Source organism: Tabrizicola fusiformis (assembly GCF_013328815.1).
Lineage (GTDB): Bacteria > Pseudomonadota > Alphaproteobacteria > Rhodobacterales > Rhodobacteraceae > Fuscibacter.
This window is the reverse complement of record NZ_JABUHN010000011.1, coordinates 21,004-35,569: the sequence shown is the minus strand read 5'-3', so window position 1 is coordinate 35,569 and position 14,566 is coordinate 21,004. Positions and strand designations below refer to the sequence as shown.

The window sequence follows — 14,566 nt, the reverse complement described above, 5'->3', positions numbered from 1 at the left end:
TCTGTGTTCCATTCTGCTCGGGCGGGAACAGAGCCTCTGCGCCGCCGCCCTTGTTGGGAGAGGCCGACGATCAGGAAGTCGCCCCGCTTTCGGGACGGCTTGTCGGCAAGTAGGCAGGCACCCGGCTTGCCCAGGCGTCATATTCCGCGCCAAACCGCTCGCGCGCCTCGGCCTCCTCGCTGCGGGCAAGGCGGAGGTACATCCAGACAAGCACCGGATACATCGCCAGAGTCAGGATGGTTGGCCATTGCACCAGAAACCCCGTCAGGATCAGCACAAAGCCTACATACTGCGGATGTCGGATACGCGCGTAAGGCCCGGTCGTGGCCAGCCGCCCGGCACGCTGCGCCGCGTAAAGTATTGGCCACGCGACCGAGAGCAGCCAGAAACCTCCCCCGATCAGCAAGTAGCTCAGAAGGTGGAACGGGCCAAAATGCGGACTGCCTCGCCAGCCGAACATCATCTCGGGCAGATGGCCCGCGTCGTGCGAGAACCAGTCGATGCCAGGGTAGGTACTGCCAAGCCAGCCAGAAAGCAGATAGATGGTCAGCGGAAAGCCGTACATCTCGGCAAAGAGAGCGACCAGAAAAGCGCTGAACGCGCCAAAGCTGCGCCAATCCCTCGGCGTCTGCGGCTTGCTAAAACTCAAGGCAAACATGATGAAGACGGCCGCATTTACAAACGCGAGAAGCCATAGCCCGTAGGCAGGTGCGGTATCCGGGGTCATCGCGGGCCTCCCTCGCTCTTTTCGGAAGGCTTCTCCGTCGCCGGGCCGGTGACATCGCCCGACCGGCCGCCAAGACCGCTGTGGCCTCCGTGCCCGCCATGGCCTCCGTGCCCGCCGTGCATCATGGAATGCAGGCCGATGCAGGCGAACAGCGGCAATATCACCAGCAGATTTCCAAAGGGAATGTGCAGCCGGTGCTCGTAAAGGAGGAGCAGCGCGCTCAGCGCAACGAACCCAACCAATGCCAATCCCCAGCGTGTCTTGTACCACGCTGCGGGGTCATCCGGCTTCTGTGTTTGATCATGCTGATGCATTGCTTGCCTCCAAGGTCACGCATTTGCTGGCCGTGCATGGAAGGAGACGCTCACGCTGCCGAGATATTACAGGCTTTCGGCGACATTGAGTTCATCCGCTCCCCCCTCGACGTACCTCGCACGGGTTGATCTCGGTCAATGTTGCTCTCGTCCAGGCGACGTAGAGTGCCTACATGACGTCCAATGCCCCATCAGATTTTCGCCGGGAAGCGCATGCAATCTGCATGGCGTTCCTCGTCGCAATATTGGGCTTGGCGATAATGGTCGGTTCCGTGGACCCGATTGAAACGAACCAGGCAAGACAGAGCGACCAACACAGATCTGCCATCGTGAATGTAGCATCAATGCCGCCGCATGAATGCCCCACTTCGCCTGGCAGTCTCGGTAGCCATTGCCATCTTCAATATGCCATTTCAGCCAGCGGATCAGCCAACGCGCCGGTGCCGATCGTCGCGTTCGTAAGCCACTGGGTGCGTCTGGAGTTCTCGTTCCGAACTCAGCATCGGCCAAGCGGACTGCTTCGTCCACCAAACGCCGTTTCGCAACTCGCCTGAAACCGGAATTCCGTCTGCCGTTGGCTGATCACCGTCAATCGCCATTGTCATAGCCGGGTTCCATTCACGAGACTTAGCGAACGGAAACCGCCATGCTTTACACCGAGATCTTTCGGTCCGACCTCCGGCGTCCGCAGCCGGTTGAGCCCGACCCGTGCACAAGAATTGTCGCCAGACGCGGTAACTATCTGAGCTATCTGCGCCGCCGAGTGAGCGACCCGGACACTGCGGAAGATCTTCTGCAGGACTTCAACCTGAAGGTCATTCGGGCTTCCCGCCGCGCCGGCACGATTCACAACACCGAAGCTTGGCTATCCCGCGTGTTGCGCAATACACTTTTTGATCATTACCGTCGGTGTGATGCGCGCCGCCGGGCCGATGCCACCTACGCAATCCATGCTACCGCGCTTTCCGCATCTGACGGCATGGAGCCAGACTTGGCAGAAGCCGACTCGGCTGACGGGCAGTTGACGGACATTGAGCAGGCCCTGGCGCGCATCCGTCCCGACCAGGCAGAGCTGATCCGTGGCCTCTATTTGCGTGATCAGACCAGAGACAGTCTTGCGCGCCAGTTGAACGTCTCGATCGGAACACTCAACGTCCGTATCCTGCGCGCCCGTCGCGCCTTGCGCGACGCGCTGACGGGCCCGTCCGGCCACACTGGCGCAATCGGGACAGCTGCGGGCTCCAATCCCGATTTTTCCGGCTTCTCTGTCCGGGTGCCGGGTCCGCACGTTACCCGAACAGGAGAAGAAGGTTTCGCATGACGGGTACTATCAGGACGGCCAAGGTCAGTGACGATCAGGATCAGCACCCAAATCCCGGAGTCAGCGCGCAGCGCGCAGCGGTCGAAGCAGCCTTAGTCGAGGGCCATCGCCGGATCTTCGGATTCCTCGTCAATCGGTTGAGGAATGCCGATGAAGCACGCGACGTCATGCAGGAATTTTCTTTGCGAGCGATCAGGCGCGCCGACGATCTGCGCGACGCGCAAAATGTGCGTGGCTGGCTGAGCCGCCTGCTCTCGACTGCTATCGCGGACCATCATAGGCGTTCCAGTCGGCGGCGCAGTCAGGAAGTGCCCGCCACTCCGTCAGAGGAAGCAGATCCCGCGGCCGGTCCCGACGGTGAGGTCGATGTCGCCGTCTGCGCGTGCCTGCGGGATGTGATCAGCCTTCTTCCCCCGGCGGCGGCCGACATTGTCTGGCGGATTGATCTTGACGAGCAGCCGCGAGCGGAAGTCGCCCGCGCCCTGAACATCAGCGAAGCGACACTTGCGGTCCGTTTGCATCGCGCGCGCGCAAAGCTGCGGGACCTGCTGGTCGCCATGTGCCTGACCTGCCCGGAGCACGGCTTTCTTGACTGTGCCTGCGACAGGGCGCGAACGCTTAGGCTGACTTCCGGAGGATCTGCAGAGGGTTCGCCGGTGTAATGGTCGCGGACGCGCCGCGTCCTTACCACGGCGAGTCCCCTGAGCGGGACAGTCCGCCGAAAGATCAACCCCTGACCCTGGAGATCCAGAATGACCAAACCGGAAACCAGATTGCAAGCAGAGACGAAATCTGCCGCAGGCGGCTGCTGTGGGTCGCACGGAGAGCATGGCCTTGACGCCACATCGTCCGAACGCGCATCAAACGACAAGCATGTCGAGCGGGCCAAGGCGACAGGCGCCGACGCGTCCGCAGACAGGCCGAAAGCGAAGCACGGCTCAGGTTGCTGCTGCTCCTGACGGAACGCCACTGCGACGCGCCGCAATGCCCGGCGCGCCGCAGCCCAGATCAGCCAACGAGGGACGACGTACAATGACAACCACGGCCACACTCGACTTCAACGCTTCGGCGGATCGGCTGGGCCATCTCGGCATCGAAAAGCAGCTTGCCGCACTGCCGGGTGTGCTGTCTGCCTCTGCCAGTCCGGTCGGCCTGTCGATCAGCGTCACCTTCGACGACAGCAGGACCAGCGTGGAAGCGCTGCGTCAGGCTGTCGAGGACTGCGGCTACCACTGCGCGGGCGAAGTGCTGCCGCGGCATGTCTGTGCCGAACACGGCAGCTATGAGGGCCAGGCGGCGGCCGGAGCTTCGGTGCATGCCGGGCATGACATGGCTTCGATGCCCGGAATGTTGCCCGGCATGGCGAAATCCGCCATCGCCCACCCCACCGCCCATGACGAGATGGCGCATGAGATGGGCCACGGGTCGGGCGACATGCAGTCGATGGTGCGCGACATGCGCAACCGCTTCTGGGTGGCGCTGGTCTTCACCATCCCGATCTTCATCTACTCCCCGATGGGCGGCATGTTCACCCCCCCCGCCCCGCCCTTTGACCTGCGGCTTGACCTCTGGCTGTTCATCCTGGCGAGCATCGCGGTGATCTGGCCGGTCTGGCCCTTTGTCGTCGCCGCCTGGCGGGCGCTACGGAACGGCATCCTGAACATGGCGGTGCTGGTCGTACTGTCGGTTGGCACAGGATATGCCTTCAGCGTCGGCTCGACCTTCTTTTTTCCCGGCGTGCAGTTCTACGAGGCGGTTGCGGTCCTTCTGGTGTTCATCCTGCTCGGCCACTGGCTCGAGATGCGGGCCCGCGCCGGGGCGTCCGAGGCGATCAGGGCGCTCCTCGACCTCGCCCCGCCGATGGCGACGGTGATCCGCGACGGCCGCGAGGTCGAAATGCCGACAGCCGAGGTCCTGCAAGGCGAAACTGTGGTGATCCGGCCCGGCAACAAGATCCCCGTTGATGGCGAAGTGATCGAGGGTACGTCTCTGGTCGACGAGTCGATGCTGACTGGGGAATCCATGCCGGTGCAGAAGGGCGTCGGCAGCATGGTGATCGGGGCCACGATCAACAAGTCGGGCACCTTCCGCTATACCGCCACCAAGGTCGGCGCCGACACAGCACTGGCGCAGATCGTCAAGCTGGTGCAGGAGGCGCAGAACTCCAAGGCCCCGGCGCAGCTTCTGGCCGACCGGGCCTCGCAGTGGCTGGTGCTGGTCGCCATCGTCATCGGCGTCGGCACCTTTGCCGTCTGGTATGGCTGGATCGGGGCCGAACTCCTGTTCGCGCTGACGCTGACGATCACTGTCTTCGTCATCGCCTGCCCCGATGCCCTGGGGCTGGCGACGCCGATGGCGGTCATGGTCGGCACCGGCCTTGGCGCGATGAACGGCATCCTGTTCAAGAATGCCAGCGCCCTGGAGGATGCCACGAAACTTGACGTGGTGATCTTCGACAAGACCGGCACCCTGACCATGGGCCAGCCCAAGGTCGTCGAAGTGGTGGCCACCGAAGGCCGGACCGAGGACGAGGTTCTGGCGGCGGCGGCGGCGGTGGACAAGGGCTCAGACCATCCGCTTGCCGTTGCCATCGTCGAACGCGCCGAGAACCTGACGCTTGGCGCGATGACGGCATTCGAGACCCTCGACGGTCGCGGTGCCAAGGCCGAGGTGGCGGGCAAGGCGGTGCTGGTCGGCAACCGGCGGCTGATGGACGAGGAGAAGGTGTCGCTCGGTGCCTTGACCGACCGCGCCGACACGCTGAAGGGCGCGGGCCGGACGGTGGTGCATGTCGCCGAGGGTGGCCGCATCCTTGGCCTGATCGCGATTGCCGACGCGCTGCGCCCCAGTGCCAAGGAAACCGTGGCCAAGCTGCGCGAACGCGGAGTCCAGGTCGCCATGCTGACCGGAGACAACGCCGGAACGGCGGCGCGCATCGCGGGCGAACTGGGCATTGACATCGTGCTCGCGGATGTCCTGCCGGGGCAGAAGGCCGACAAGGTCAAGGAATTGCAGGCGCAGGGCAAGAAGGTCGGCATGGTGGGGGACGGCGTCAACGACGCCCCGGCGCTGACCCAGGCCGATGTCGGCTTCGCCATTGGTGCGGGCACCGATGTGGCGATGGAAAGCGCCGACGTGGTGCTGATGAAGAGCGATCCCTATGACGTGCTGGGCGCGATCGTGCTGTCGCGCGCGACCCTGCGAAAGATGCACCAGAACCTGTTCTGGGCGGTAGCCTACAACGTCGTGGCGTTTCCAGTGGCGGCGGGCGTGTTCTACCCCTTCACGATCAGCCCCGAAGTTGCCGCGATCTCGATGTCGGGCAGTTCGGCCCTGGTCGCGGTCAACGCCCTGCTTCTGAAGCGGACACGGCTCGAAGGCGTGGTACGCCGCTCCCCGAACGCACCGCTGCCCCAAGGCCTGCGGGAAGCCACGGCATGACCCTCGCGCTGCCTCAGCTGTCGCGACGCAGTCTTTTGGCGCTTTCCTGTGCAGGAATCGCCGCTCTTGCCTTGCCCATGTCCGCGCCAGCACAGGATGCCGCCGACGCCAATTCCATGGTCGTCGACGACGTACTCGCCTACCTCGGTGTCTTGCCCGCCGCGATCGTCCGGGGTCATCCAAGCTCCCATTCCGAAGGCACGATGCATGGCGGCGTTCCCGAGGGTCGCAATCAATATCATCTCGTCCTCGCCCTGTTCGATGCCACAACCGGCGCGAGGATCGAAGCGGCGCGCGTGTCGGTCAAGCTCATGGAACTTGGCCACATCGGGAACACCCGGCTGAACCTCGAACCGATGTTGATCGCCGGGACTGTGACCTGGGGAGCCTTCGCGGAGCTTCCCAGCCGGCAAGCCCTTGAACTTTCTTTCGATGTCATTCTTCCCGGACGGGCGAAGGGTATCGTGTTCCCATTCACCTATACCCCCACCGGGGACTGACCGGTTGCTCCGGCAATCGTCTCTGCACCCTGGCATCTCTTCAAGACTGCGCGAAACGCAGGAAGGAACCGAAATGAATGACCTGTTCGAACGCGTTTGAAGAAACGGTTGCGATCGGGCCTCGGGCATGGGCGACCCGCTCAGGACCAAAGGCGGCCAAAGCAACTGCAGCGGTGCCGCAGGCTTTCGCGGCGGCCGGACAATGGTGGTCCGAAAGAAGCTTGCGCATCTGCGGGACGTCGCGCCGCTGACGCCGGCCAACATCGAAAGCACGAGACGGTGGCAACAGTCGACCGTCCTGGTTGAAAGAGGAGAAATCGGCATGAACATCACAAAAAAGGTCCGCGTCGCGGTCAACGGCTATGGCGTCATCGGCAAGCGAGTGGCCGATGCGGTGGTGCTGCAGCCCGACATGGCGCTCGCCGGGGTATGCGACGTATCCGCCGACTGGCGCCCCCGGATGGCTTTGGCCAAGGGCTTTGCACTGTTCGGGGCAACTGCGGATCACGCGGCGGCGATGCGCGCCGTCGATCTTGCCGTCTCGGGCACGCTCGACGATCTGCTCGCGCAGGCGGATGTGGTGGTGGACTGCACGCCAAAGCGGATCGCGGCAGCAAATGTCGAGGCCTACCGCAAACGTGGCATCCGCTTCATCCTCCAGGGAGGAGAGAAGCATTCGGTCACCGGCCATTCCTTCGTCGCCGAGGCCAGCTTTGCCAGTGCCATCGGCCGCGACAGCACCCGGGTCGTGTCCTGCAACACCACGTCCATCGTTCGCACGCTCAACGCTCTGAAACGCGCGAGCCTGCTGGCACGGGCGCGCGGTACGCTGCTCCGTCGGGCGACCGATCCCTGGGAAAGCCATCTCGGCGGCATCATGAACACGCTGGTCCCGGAACCCGCTATTCCCAGCCACCAGGGTCCCGACGCGCAAAGCGTCGATCCCGATCTGGACGTGGTGACGATGGCGGTGAAGGTGCCCGAGACGCTGGCGCATCTGCATTACTGGTCGGTGCAGATGACCCGCGCCGCGACCAAGGCGGAGGTTCTAGACGCCTTCCGCGCCTCGTCGCGCATTGCGCTGATCCGCATGGACGACGGGCTCGACGCGCTGAATGCCGTGAAGGAGATGATGGCCGATCTGGGCCGCCCGCACGACAACCTCTACGAAGTCGCGCTCTGGGAGGACATGCTGACCGTGCAGGGGGACGAATTGTTCTACGCCTACATGGTGGACAACCAGGCCATTGTTATCCCTGAGACGATCGACGCCATCCGGGCGCTGACGGGATTGGCGACCGAGGCGTTCGCCACTATGGCCCTGACCGATGCGGCGCTTGGCATCGGTGCGCTTGCCCGCTGGTGATCGGCGGCAGAGGGCCGCTAGTATCACCCGCGACGGCGCGCAGCGAAATGTTGCCGCGTGCCGTCGACGATACGCGTCACACACCAGCGTGCATAAAGCGGCCCAGCCAAGAGCCCGAGCAGGCCGCCGACCACACCCTGCGGCAGCGTGTAGTCGATGAAACCGCGCAATTCGGTTCCGCCCGGGGCCGGATGGGTCTCAAACCCCATCCGATAGTCCTGAATGACGATCATCTTCTGGTATCCGGCGGTTTGCCAGATCTTGCGGACAGGCGGAACGCGCTCGGCAATCACTTCTTCCACATGCAGTGCAAGACCCAACATCCGGCCATCAATGCGGATGACCGATCCGACCTCCCTGCCCCTGCCTTCATCCAGGCGATACCGCATGGCGCCGCCCAGCATCATCGGTGACCCCCCGGACATGTGAGCGCCGATGCGCTCCGGGTCGTCGAGGAAGTCGAACACGTCCTGCGGCGGCGCAACGATCGTCGCTGAATGTTCGAAACGATGGGGGGTTTCCTTGCATCTCTGCTTCTCCATCGCCGCCGTCCGGCGCTCAGTCGATCTGGCGTACTAAGCCCGGAAAGCGGTTGAACGCCAGCTTTTGCACCAGCGCACCATCAACCGTACGGATTTCCGCAATGATGCTGCCATCGGGAGCCTCGCCGATGGCGCCAAGCACCAGGCGCGGATTGCCCAGACGGTCAAGCTGAGCCTGAAGCAAGGATTGCACCTTGTCCGGCGTCATCTCCGGGGCTGCGGAGGCTGCCTTGCCGAAGATCACTTCCAGGCTCAATCCGCTTTCCATACCGGACTGCATTCCGTCGGCCATTCCCGCCGTGGGCATCTGACCGGCTGGATGGTGCTGCGCCATCATCTGCATCATCATCTGCATCATTTCGGGAGACATCATTGCCCCCATTCCGGCTTCGCCGCTCGGAGGCTGTGGTTGCGGAGCGACCTCCGCCTCGACCGTGGCGGTCGTTTCTTCATCGACTGCCGGGTGATGCGGGTCGTCCGCCGGCGGAGGGGTCTGCCCGCTGGCCGCGCCGATAGTCAAAAAACCTGCCAGCAGGATGGACGATACACTACAAACCCTCATCTCAATGCTCCTAGCCATTTCGTGTGCAGGTTTCATCGTCTCGGCAACTGGGGCGGACGCCGCACCACTTTCGGCAGCGGGAAGCCGAATGGTTGCGAACATCTCAATCCCCCTATGCCGCAGCGTCCTGTTACGCGCTGCACTTCGCCGCGTCATACAGGCCACCTCTATCGACGCACGAACCCGCTGGAGATTACCGAGCCGCTCGGCTCTCTCTCGACCGCAGCAAGCAGACCTGCGGAACGCGCTTTCGAGAGCGGATGGCGCCATGACCGCTGCACTGCTGCATCAAACGCATTCGGGATGTGTTGCTGCCCCCGGAAGCACCGAAGAAAGAAACCGAAGGCTTCCATCCCGTGCTCCCGCCCGTCGGGCGGCGGGATGGCCGGGAGCAAGCCACCCCGCACGCCGCGGAAGTGCCCTACAGGCCGCGAGCGGCGAGCCAGGCCTTCAGCTGGGTAATCTCGGCCTCCTGAGCCGCGATCACCGCTTCCGCGAGCTTGCGGATTTCCGGATCCTTGCCGTGCTCAAGCTGGATCTGCGCCATGGCGACCGCCGCTTCGTGATGCGGGATCATGCCGCGCACGAAGTCCACATCCGCGTCCCCGGTATAGGGCACCATCATGTCGGCCATCATCTTGTCCATCGCGGCGGCATAGGCCTGTGCGGACGGATTGTCGGCCAGTTCCGGCGGGATCAGCGACATGTGGCTCATCATGCCCATGTCTCCCATTCCGCCCATGTTGGAATGGTCCATCCCCTCCATGGTCTGGGCAATGGCAAGGCCGCCAAAGAGAGCAATGGCCGCTGCCGATAGCACAAGTCTGCGCTTTTTCATTTCTGTTTTCCTTTTCTCCTTGGATTACGTCAGGCCGGCGCGTACCCGACCTCGGTCAGAGCTGCGGCCAGCCGCTCGCGGGGAGTCTCCGATCTGACTTCAACCTTGTGGGTGCTGGGATCGGCGCTGACTTCGGCTGCCGGATCGACCGACTGGATGGCCTTGGTCACGCTGCGCACGCAGCCGCCGCAGGTCATGTTCTCGATATGGAACTGCATGAGTGCCTCCTTCAGGTTTTTGCCTCATGCATTGTGAGATAGGGCTTCCCACGGTTGTAAGGTCAAGCCCACAAAGCCGTGAAGACGGAATAGAAGCTAGCCCTTGACCTTCCCATGATGGGAAGCCCTATCTATGTTCGCGGAAGCACCTTGGAAGGAGTCCCGCAATGAACATGCAGGCAAGGCAACCATCCGTATCCGCCACGGACCGGATGGTGATCGAAGTCGAGGGCATGACCTGCGCCTCCTGCGTGGCACATGTCGAACGGGCGCTGAAAGCGGTGCCGGGGGTGGCTGCGGCATCGGTCAACCTGGCGACCGAGCGCGCCGAAGTGACCGGCCCGTCGCTGGACCGTGCGGCGCTGGTGCAGGCGGTGGAGGGGGCAGGCTACGCCGTTCCCGTGCGTCCCGTCGATCTGGAGATCGAGGGGATGACCTGCGCCTCGTGCGTTGCGCGCGTGGAACGGGCGTTGAAAACGGTGCCGGGTGTGACCTCAGCCGTCGTCAACCTCGCGACCGAGCGGGCGACGGTGACGGGGTCGGCCGATCCGGCGGCGCTGGTGCGCGCGGTGGCCGATGCGGGCTACGACGCCCGTCCCGCCGCCCCGGCGATGGCTGTGTCGGACGAGACGGCGGCGAAAAAGGCCGCCGAAGAGGCTGGCCTCAAGCGCGACGTGCTGATTGCCGCCGCCCTGACCGCGCCGGTCTTCGTGCTGGAGATGGGTCGGCATCTGTTCATGCCGATTCACATGGCGATCGTGAACAGCATCGGCCTCCAGGCAAGCTGGTATGTCCAGTTCGCCCTGGCCAGCGCCGTGCTTTTCGGCCCCGGCCTGCGCTTCTTCCGCAAGGGTTTCCCGGCGCTGGCGCGGCTGGCACCCGACATGAACAGCCTGGTCGCGGTCGGCACTTCCGCCGCCTACGCCTATTCGCTGGTGGCGACCTTTGCCCCCGGTCTGCTGCCCCCTGGCACCATCAACGTCTACTACGAGGCGGCCGCAGTGATCGTGACGCTGATCCTGCTCGGCCGCTACCTTGAAGCCCGCGCCAAGGGCCGCACATCGGAGGCAATCAAGCGGCTGGTGGGGTTGCAGGCCAAGACCGCCCGCGTCGTCAGGGGCGGTGTCGCGGTAGAACTGCCCGTTGCCGAGGTCCGCCCCGGCGATGTGGTCGAGGTCCGACCGGGCGAGAAGGTGCCGGTCGACGGCGAAGTCACCGACGGGAATAGCTGGATCGACGAAAGCATGATCTCGGGCGAACCTCTGCCGGTGGAAAAGATCGCAGGCAGCGCCGTCACTGGCGGCACGGTCAACCAGACCGGCGCCTTCAGCTTCCGTGCCACGGCGGTTGGCGAGGCGACGATGCTCGCCCAGATCATCCGCATGGTCGAGGCGGCGCAGGGCGGGAAACTCCCGATTCAGGCGCTGGTCGATCAGGTGACGATGTGGTTCGTGCCCGCCGTGATGGTGCTGGCCGCACTGACCTTCGCAGTCTGGCTGGTCTTCGGCCCCGATCCAGCGCTGACCTTCGGCCTTGTCAACGCGGTGGCCGTGCTGATCATCGCCTGCCCCTGCGCCATGGGGCTGGCCACGCCGACCTCGATCATGGTCGGCACCGGGCGCGGCGCGGAACTCGGTGTCCTGTTCCGCAAGGGCGAGGCGCTGCAATCGCTGCAAGGCGTCAAGGTGGTGGCGCTGGATAAGACCGGCACCCTCACCGAGGGCAAGCCGAAGCTGACCGACCTCGTGCTCGCGCCGGGCTTCGACCGTGCCGCCGTCCTCGCCGCCGTCGCGGCGGTCGAGGCGAAATCGGAACACCCGATCGCCCGCGCCATCGTCGCGGCGGCGGGTGTGGACGGGCTGACCCTGGCCGAAGTCACCTCTTTCGACTCCGTCACCGGCTTTGGCGTCACCGCCACGGCAGGCGGGCAAAGGATCGAGGTCGGCGCCGACCGCTACATGACCAAGCTCGGCCTTGACGTGGCCCAATTCGCCGACGCCGCCGCGCAGATGGGTGATCAGGGCAAGTCGCCGCTCTATGCCACCATCGACGGGAAGCTGGCAGCGATCCTCGCCGTCGCCGACCCAATCAAGGAAACCACGCCACAGGCGATCCGCGCGCTGCACGCCCTTGGTCTGAAGGTCGCGATGATAACCGGCGACAACGCCCGCACCGGGAACGCCATCGCCCGCCAGCTTGGCATCGACGAGGTGGTGGCCGAGGTGCTGCCCGACGGCAAGGTCGATGCGGTGAAGCGGCTGAAAGGTATCGGCCAGCTTGCCTATGTCGGCGACGGCATCAACGACGCCCCGGCGCTGGCCGAGGCGGATGTGGGCCTCGCCGTCGGCACCGGCACCGACATCGCCATCGAGGCGGCGGATGTGGTGCTGATGACCGGCCGGCTGACCGCCGTGTCCGACGCCATCGCGCTGTCGAAAGCGACGATGCGCAACATCCGGCAGAACCTGTTCTGGGCCTTCATCTACAACGCGCTGCTGATCCCGGTAGCTGCGGGGGTGCTGTGGCCCGCCTTCGGCCTCCTTCTGTCGCCGATCATCGCCGCCGCCGCCATGGCCCTCTCATCCGTCTTCGTGCTCAGCAACGCACTTCGGCTGCGGCGCTTTGCGCCCGCAACATTGAATTGAAGGAGGAATGGTCATGAATATCGGTGAAGCTGCAAAGGCCTCGGGCGTGTCGGCCAAGATGATCCGCTACTATGAGTCCGTCGGTCTCATCCCGGCAGCGGGGCGAACAACGTCAGGATACCGCCTCTACACAATGACCGACGTGCAGGTTCTGCGCTTCATTCGCAGGGCGCGCGACCTTGGTTTCCCGGTCGAAAAAATCGAGGAACTGTTGGCACTTTGGCAGGACCGGTCCCGGCAGAGCGCCGACGTGAAGCGGATCGCCCTGGAGCAGATCGCCGGTCTTGAGACTCGTATTCGCGAGATGCAGGCGATGATGGACACGCTCCGTCACCTGGCTAACGCATGCTGCGGCGACCACCGTCCCGACTGTCCGATCCTTGCCGATCTGCTGGAGGGTCCGCAACAAGTCGACGCCCACAGCGAAGGCGGCCGGTCTGCGGCAATCCGCTCCGGTCCGGCGACCATACTTCAAACACATTGACTTCGTGCAGACCGCTGTTCCTTGGATCCGACAAGCCGGGCGGGCCGTTACCGCTGTCGTGGCAACCAGTGGGATTTTCTGGCGGCAGGTGCCGCTTGCTCCGTTCCCACCATCCCGCCTGACATCGCCGCGCTCTACGTCGGGCGCGTTCCGGACGCGAGCTTGATCGGATGGTTGGGTCTTGCCCTGACGCTGGCACGCCTGCCCCCTTCGGTCCGTGACAAATCAGAATGCGCCGCATCACCCGACGACGCGCCTTAGAAAACAGGGATGCGGGTCTGATCACGCTTGATTGTTGCAAAAACCGGGGCACTTGACTTGTGTCAAGGCGAGGTCAGGTCTCGCCTGAGAGCATTGGCCATTGCTGACTGGTCAGGCGCAGAATGCAACACCAAGGGAACGTCCGCGCAAAAAGAAATGCCCCAGCCGGGCATGGCATCTTTCTCCGGATGCTTCTTACCCTTGCCGTAGCCGTACTGGGCTTTGTCGGGCAGCCGTCCTTGGCTTCCGATGCCACGACTGCAACTGGATGCACCACCATCGCGTCGCACTTTGACTCCTCGGTGCACATCGGTACTGGCGAGACGGAAGGCGTCGCATCCAGAATACATGCGTCGCACCTTCAGGCCTGTCCGCTTCTCGGATGCATTTCGATAAGTCTTGGCGAGAGCAATCCTCTGACGCCTCTGGTGTCGATCGCGACTGCCGTGATCCTGGGCCTCGACCGAGCAGACCATTCCGGCGTTGCCGTGTCTCCAGGATATCGTCCGCCGATTGCGATCTAGGGCGCTGTTTTCCACGTCCGGCCGCTGCAGCTGAGCGGAGCATTGGCACCTCTGACCTGTGCCCGTCCGCGAACCCGCTGCACCTCAATGATCCGATACGCCAAGACGCCGGCTGCACGCGTCTGCGATCATCCACATGATGGATTGAACCATGAAACCCGACAAACACTTCACCACAAGACGTGGGTTCATCGCCACGTTGGGCTTTGGCGGCGTAAGCCTCTACGGCCTCTGGGCCGCTTACGGCGCAGCCCCAAACCCCTTCGCATTCTTGCGCAACGCAGAAACCTCAGCTGCGGATTCTGATCCCATGGCCGCGATGGCAATGGAGGGTCACGGCGGAATGGCTTCGACATCGAATGTCGAAGCCTTCCGGACAGAGCTTGCCGATTTCGTCGCCCGCTTCAGCGAGCCGGATGGATCCGTCTATCCCAGGCCGGTCGCCAATCCGGAAGCCATGTCCGGCATGAACATGGACGGGATGGAGATGGCTTCTGATGTGGAAGCAGCACACACCGAGCCGGATCATGCAGGAATGGACACGCCCGTCGAAGTGCTCATGCTGGCCGAACGTTTCTACTTTGACCCCTCGGACATCCGGCTGGAGGTCGACCGGCCCTATCGCTTCCGAATGCTGGCCGCCGACGTCACCCACGGCGCGTCGATCCAGTTCGGAGAAGGCGCCAGGATGATCCGCCTCGGCCCCGGGGTCGAGACGGAACTGCAAATGACGTTCACCCGACCGGGCAGTTTTCTCGTCTATTGCACATCCTACTGCGGACCCGGCCATGATGGCATGCAAGCCCGCATTACCGTCGTCTGA

Annotated in this window: 15 protein-coding genes; 8 read left to right on the top strand and 7 right to left on the bottom strand. The window is 63.9% G+C overall.

Features of this window, described 5'->3' with window-relative positions:
• Positions 1-70: 70 nt before the first annotated feature.
• Together HS053_RS16775 and HS053_RS16770 are read right to left on the bottom strand one after the other, a co-directional pair.
• A complete protein-coding gene (locus HS053_RS16775) occupies positions 71-727 on the bottom strand; it encodes a methyltransferase family protein (protein ID WP_174212422.1) in 657 nt (218 codons plus the stop codon).
• Positions 724-1,041 (bottom strand): DUF2933 domain-containing protein, encoded by a 318-nt coding sequence (locus tag HS053_RS16770; protein WP_174212421.1) that lies wholly within the window; start codon positions 1,039-1,041, stop codon positions 724-726. Before HS053_RS16770 ends, HS053_RS16775 begins: the two co-directional genes overlap by 4 nt.
• Before the next feature lie 646 nt (positions 1,042-1,687).
• Here HS053_RS16770 and HS053_RS16765 point away from each other — a divergent pair.
• The 4 genes from HS053_RS16765 to HS053_RS16750 all read left to right on the top strand — a co-directional run bounded on the left by HS053_RS16765 (position 1,688) and on the right by HS053_RS16750 (position 6,303).
• Positions 1,688-2,362, top strand: coding sequence for an RNA polymerase sigma factor (locus HS053_RS16765; RefSeq protein WP_174212420.1), 675 nt, complete (start codon positions 1,688-1,690; stop codon positions 2,360-2,362).
• The gene (locus HS053_RS16760) at positions 2,359-3,024 is read left to right on the top strand and encodes an RNA polymerase sigma factor (protein WP_174212419.1); all 666 of its coding nucleotides are present in this window, start codon (positions 2,359-2,361) and stop codon (positions 3,022-3,024) included. The genes HS053_RS16765 and HS053_RS16760 overlap by 4 nt, the downstream gene beginning before the upstream one ends.
• A 370-nt stretch (positions 3,025-3,394) precedes the next feature.
• A complete protein-coding gene (locus tag HS053_RS16755) occupies positions 3,395-5,803 on the top strand; it encodes a heavy metal translocating P-type ATPase (protein ID WP_174212418.1) in 2,409 nt (802 codons plus the stop codon).
• Positions 5,800-6,303 (top strand): hypothetical protein, encoded by a 504-nt coding sequence (locus HS053_RS16750; protein WP_174212417.1) that lies wholly within the window; start codon positions 5,800-5,802, stop codon positions 6,301-6,303. The genes HS053_RS16755 and HS053_RS16750 overlap by 4 nt, the downstream gene beginning before the upstream one ends.
• Before the next feature lie 40 nt (positions 6,304-6,343).
• Here the strand turns inward: HS053_RS16750 and HS053_RS16745 are convergent, their stop codons facing one another.
• On the bottom strand, positions 6,344-6,532 hold the full coding sequence (locus tag HS053_RS16745) for a hypothetical protein (protein ID WP_174212416.1): 189 nt from the start codon (positions 6,530-6,532) through the stop codon (positions 6,344-6,346).
• Positions 6,533-6,625: 93 nt separating this feature from the next.
• Here HS053_RS16745 and HS053_RS16740 point away from each other — a divergent pair, with 93 nt between their 5' ends.
• Positions 6,626-7,669 carry a type II glyceraldehyde-3-phosphate dehydrogenase gene (locus HS053_RS16740; RefSeq protein WP_174212415.1) on the top strand — a complete coding sequence of 348 codons (1,044 nt, stop codon included), beginning with the start codon at positions 6,626-6,628 and terminating at the stop codon, positions 7,667-7,669.
• A gap of 23 nt (positions 7,670-7,692) precedes the next feature.
• Here the strand turns inward: HS053_RS16740 and HS053_RS16735 are convergent, their stop codons facing one another.
• From HS053_RS16735 to HS053_RS16720, 4 genes are all read right to left on the bottom strand, one after another.
• Entirely contained in the window at positions 7,693-8,211 is a 519-nt protein-coding gene (locus HS053_RS16735) for an SRPBCC family protein (protein ID WP_174212414.1), read from the bottom strand.
• A 16-nt stretch (positions 8,212-8,227) separates the two neighbouring features.
• Positions 8,228-8,875: a hypothetical protein gene (locus HS053_RS16730; protein WP_174212413.1), complete on the bottom strand. Its 648-nt coding sequence runs from the start codon at positions 8,873-8,875 to the stop codon at positions 8,228-8,230.
• 319 nt (positions 8,876-9,194) lie between these two features.
• The gene (copM, locus tag HS053_RS16725) at positions 9,195-9,611 is read right to left on the bottom strand and encodes a CopM family metallochaperone (protein WP_174212412.1); all 417 of its coding nucleotides are present in this window, start codon (positions 9,609-9,611) and stop codon (positions 9,195-9,197) included.
• A gap of 29 nt (positions 9,612-9,640) precedes the next feature.
• Positions 9,641-9,829: a heavy-metal-associated domain-containing protein gene (locus HS053_RS16720; RefSeq protein ID WP_174212411.1), complete on the bottom strand. Its 189-nt coding sequence runs from the start codon at positions 9,827-9,829 to the stop codon at positions 9,641-9,643.
• Between the two features lie 173 nt (positions 9,830-10,002).
• Between HS053_RS16720 and HS053_RS16715 the strand changes: the two genes are divergently transcribed.
• From HS053_RS16715 to HS053_RS16705, 3 genes are all read left to right on the top strand, one after another.
• Complete coding sequence (locus HS053_RS16715) at positions 10,003-12,474, top strand: heavy metal translocating P-type ATPase (RefSeq protein WP_458358907.1); 2,472 nt, start codon at positions 10,003-10,005, stop codon at positions 12,472-12,474.
• 13 nt (positions 12,475-12,487) lie between these two features.
• Positions 12,488-12,958, top strand: coding sequence for a Cu(I)-responsive transcriptional regulator (cueR, locus tag HS053_RS16710; protein ID WP_174212409.1), 471 nt, complete (start codon positions 12,488-12,490; stop codon positions 12,956-12,958).
• 936 nt (positions 12,959-13,894) lie between these two features.
• Positions 13,895-14,566, top strand: coding sequence for a cupredoxin domain-containing protein (locus HS053_RS16705; RefSeq protein WP_174212408.1), 672 nt, complete (start codon positions 13,895-13,897; stop codon positions 14,564-14,566).

What these genes read in the sequence shown, in the direction of transcription:
- HS053_RS16775 (WP_174212422.1), bottom strand. Translation starts at nt 727, where the DNA reads ATGACCCCGGATACCGCACCTGCCTACGGGCTATGGCTTCTCGCGTTT.
- HS053_RS16770 (WP_174212421.1), bottom strand. Translation starts at nt 1,041, where the DNA reads ATGCATCAGCATGATCAAACACAGAAGCCGGATGACCCCGCAGCGTGG.
- HS053_RS16765 (WP_174212420.1), top strand. Translation starts at nt 1,688, where the DNA reads ATGCTTTACACCGAGATCTTTCGGTCCGACCTCCGGCGTCCGCAGCCG.
- HS053_RS16760 (WP_174212419.1), top strand. Translation starts at nt 2,359, where the DNA reads ATGACGGGTACTATCAGGACGGCCAAGGTCAGTGACGATCAGGATCAG.
- HS053_RS16755 (WP_174212418.1), top strand. Translation starts at nt 3,395, where the DNA reads ATGACAACCACGGCCACACTCGACTTCAACGCTTCGGCGGATCGGCTG.
- HS053_RS16750 (WP_174212417.1), top strand. Translation starts at nt 5,800, where the DNA reads ATGACCCTCGCGCTGCCTCAGCTGTCGCGACGCAGTCTTTTGGCGCTT.
- HS053_RS16745 (WP_174212416.1), bottom strand. Translation starts at nt 6,532, where the DNA reads ATGCGCAAGCTTCTTTCGGACCACCATTGTCCGGCCGCCGCGAAAGCC.
- HS053_RS16740 (WP_174212415.1), top strand. Translation starts at nt 6,626, where the DNA reads ATGAACATCACAAAAAAGGTCCGCGTCGCGGTCAACGGCTATGGCGTC.
- HS053_RS16735 (WP_174212414.1), bottom strand. Translation starts at nt 8,211, where the DNA reads ATGGAGAAGCAGAGATGCAAGGAAACCCCCCATCGTTTCGAACATTCA.
- HS053_RS16730 (WP_174212413.1), bottom strand. Translation starts at nt 8,875, where the DNA reads ATGTTCGCAACCATTCGGCTTCCCGCTGCCGAAAGTGGTGCGGCGTCC.
- copM (WP_174212412.1), bottom strand. Translation starts at nt 9,611, where the DNA reads ATGAAAAAGCGCAGACTTGTGCTATCGGCAGCGGCCATTGCTCTCTTT.
- HS053_RS16720 (WP_174212411.1), bottom strand. Translation starts at nt 9,829, where the DNA reads ATGCAGTTCCATATCGAGAACATGACCTGCGGCGGCTGCGTGCGCAGC.
- HS053_RS16715 (WP_458358907.1), top strand. Translation starts at nt 10,003, where the DNA reads ATGCAGGCAAGGCAACCATCCGTATCCGCCACGGACCGGATGGTGATC.
- cueR (WP_174212409.1), top strand. Translation starts at nt 12,488, where the DNA reads ATGAATATCGGTGAAGCTGCAAAGGCCTCGGGCGTGTCGGCCAAGATG.
- HS053_RS16705 (WP_174212408.1), top strand. Translation starts at nt 13,895, where the DNA reads ATGAAACCCGACAAACACTTCACCACAAGACGTGGGTTCATCGCCACG.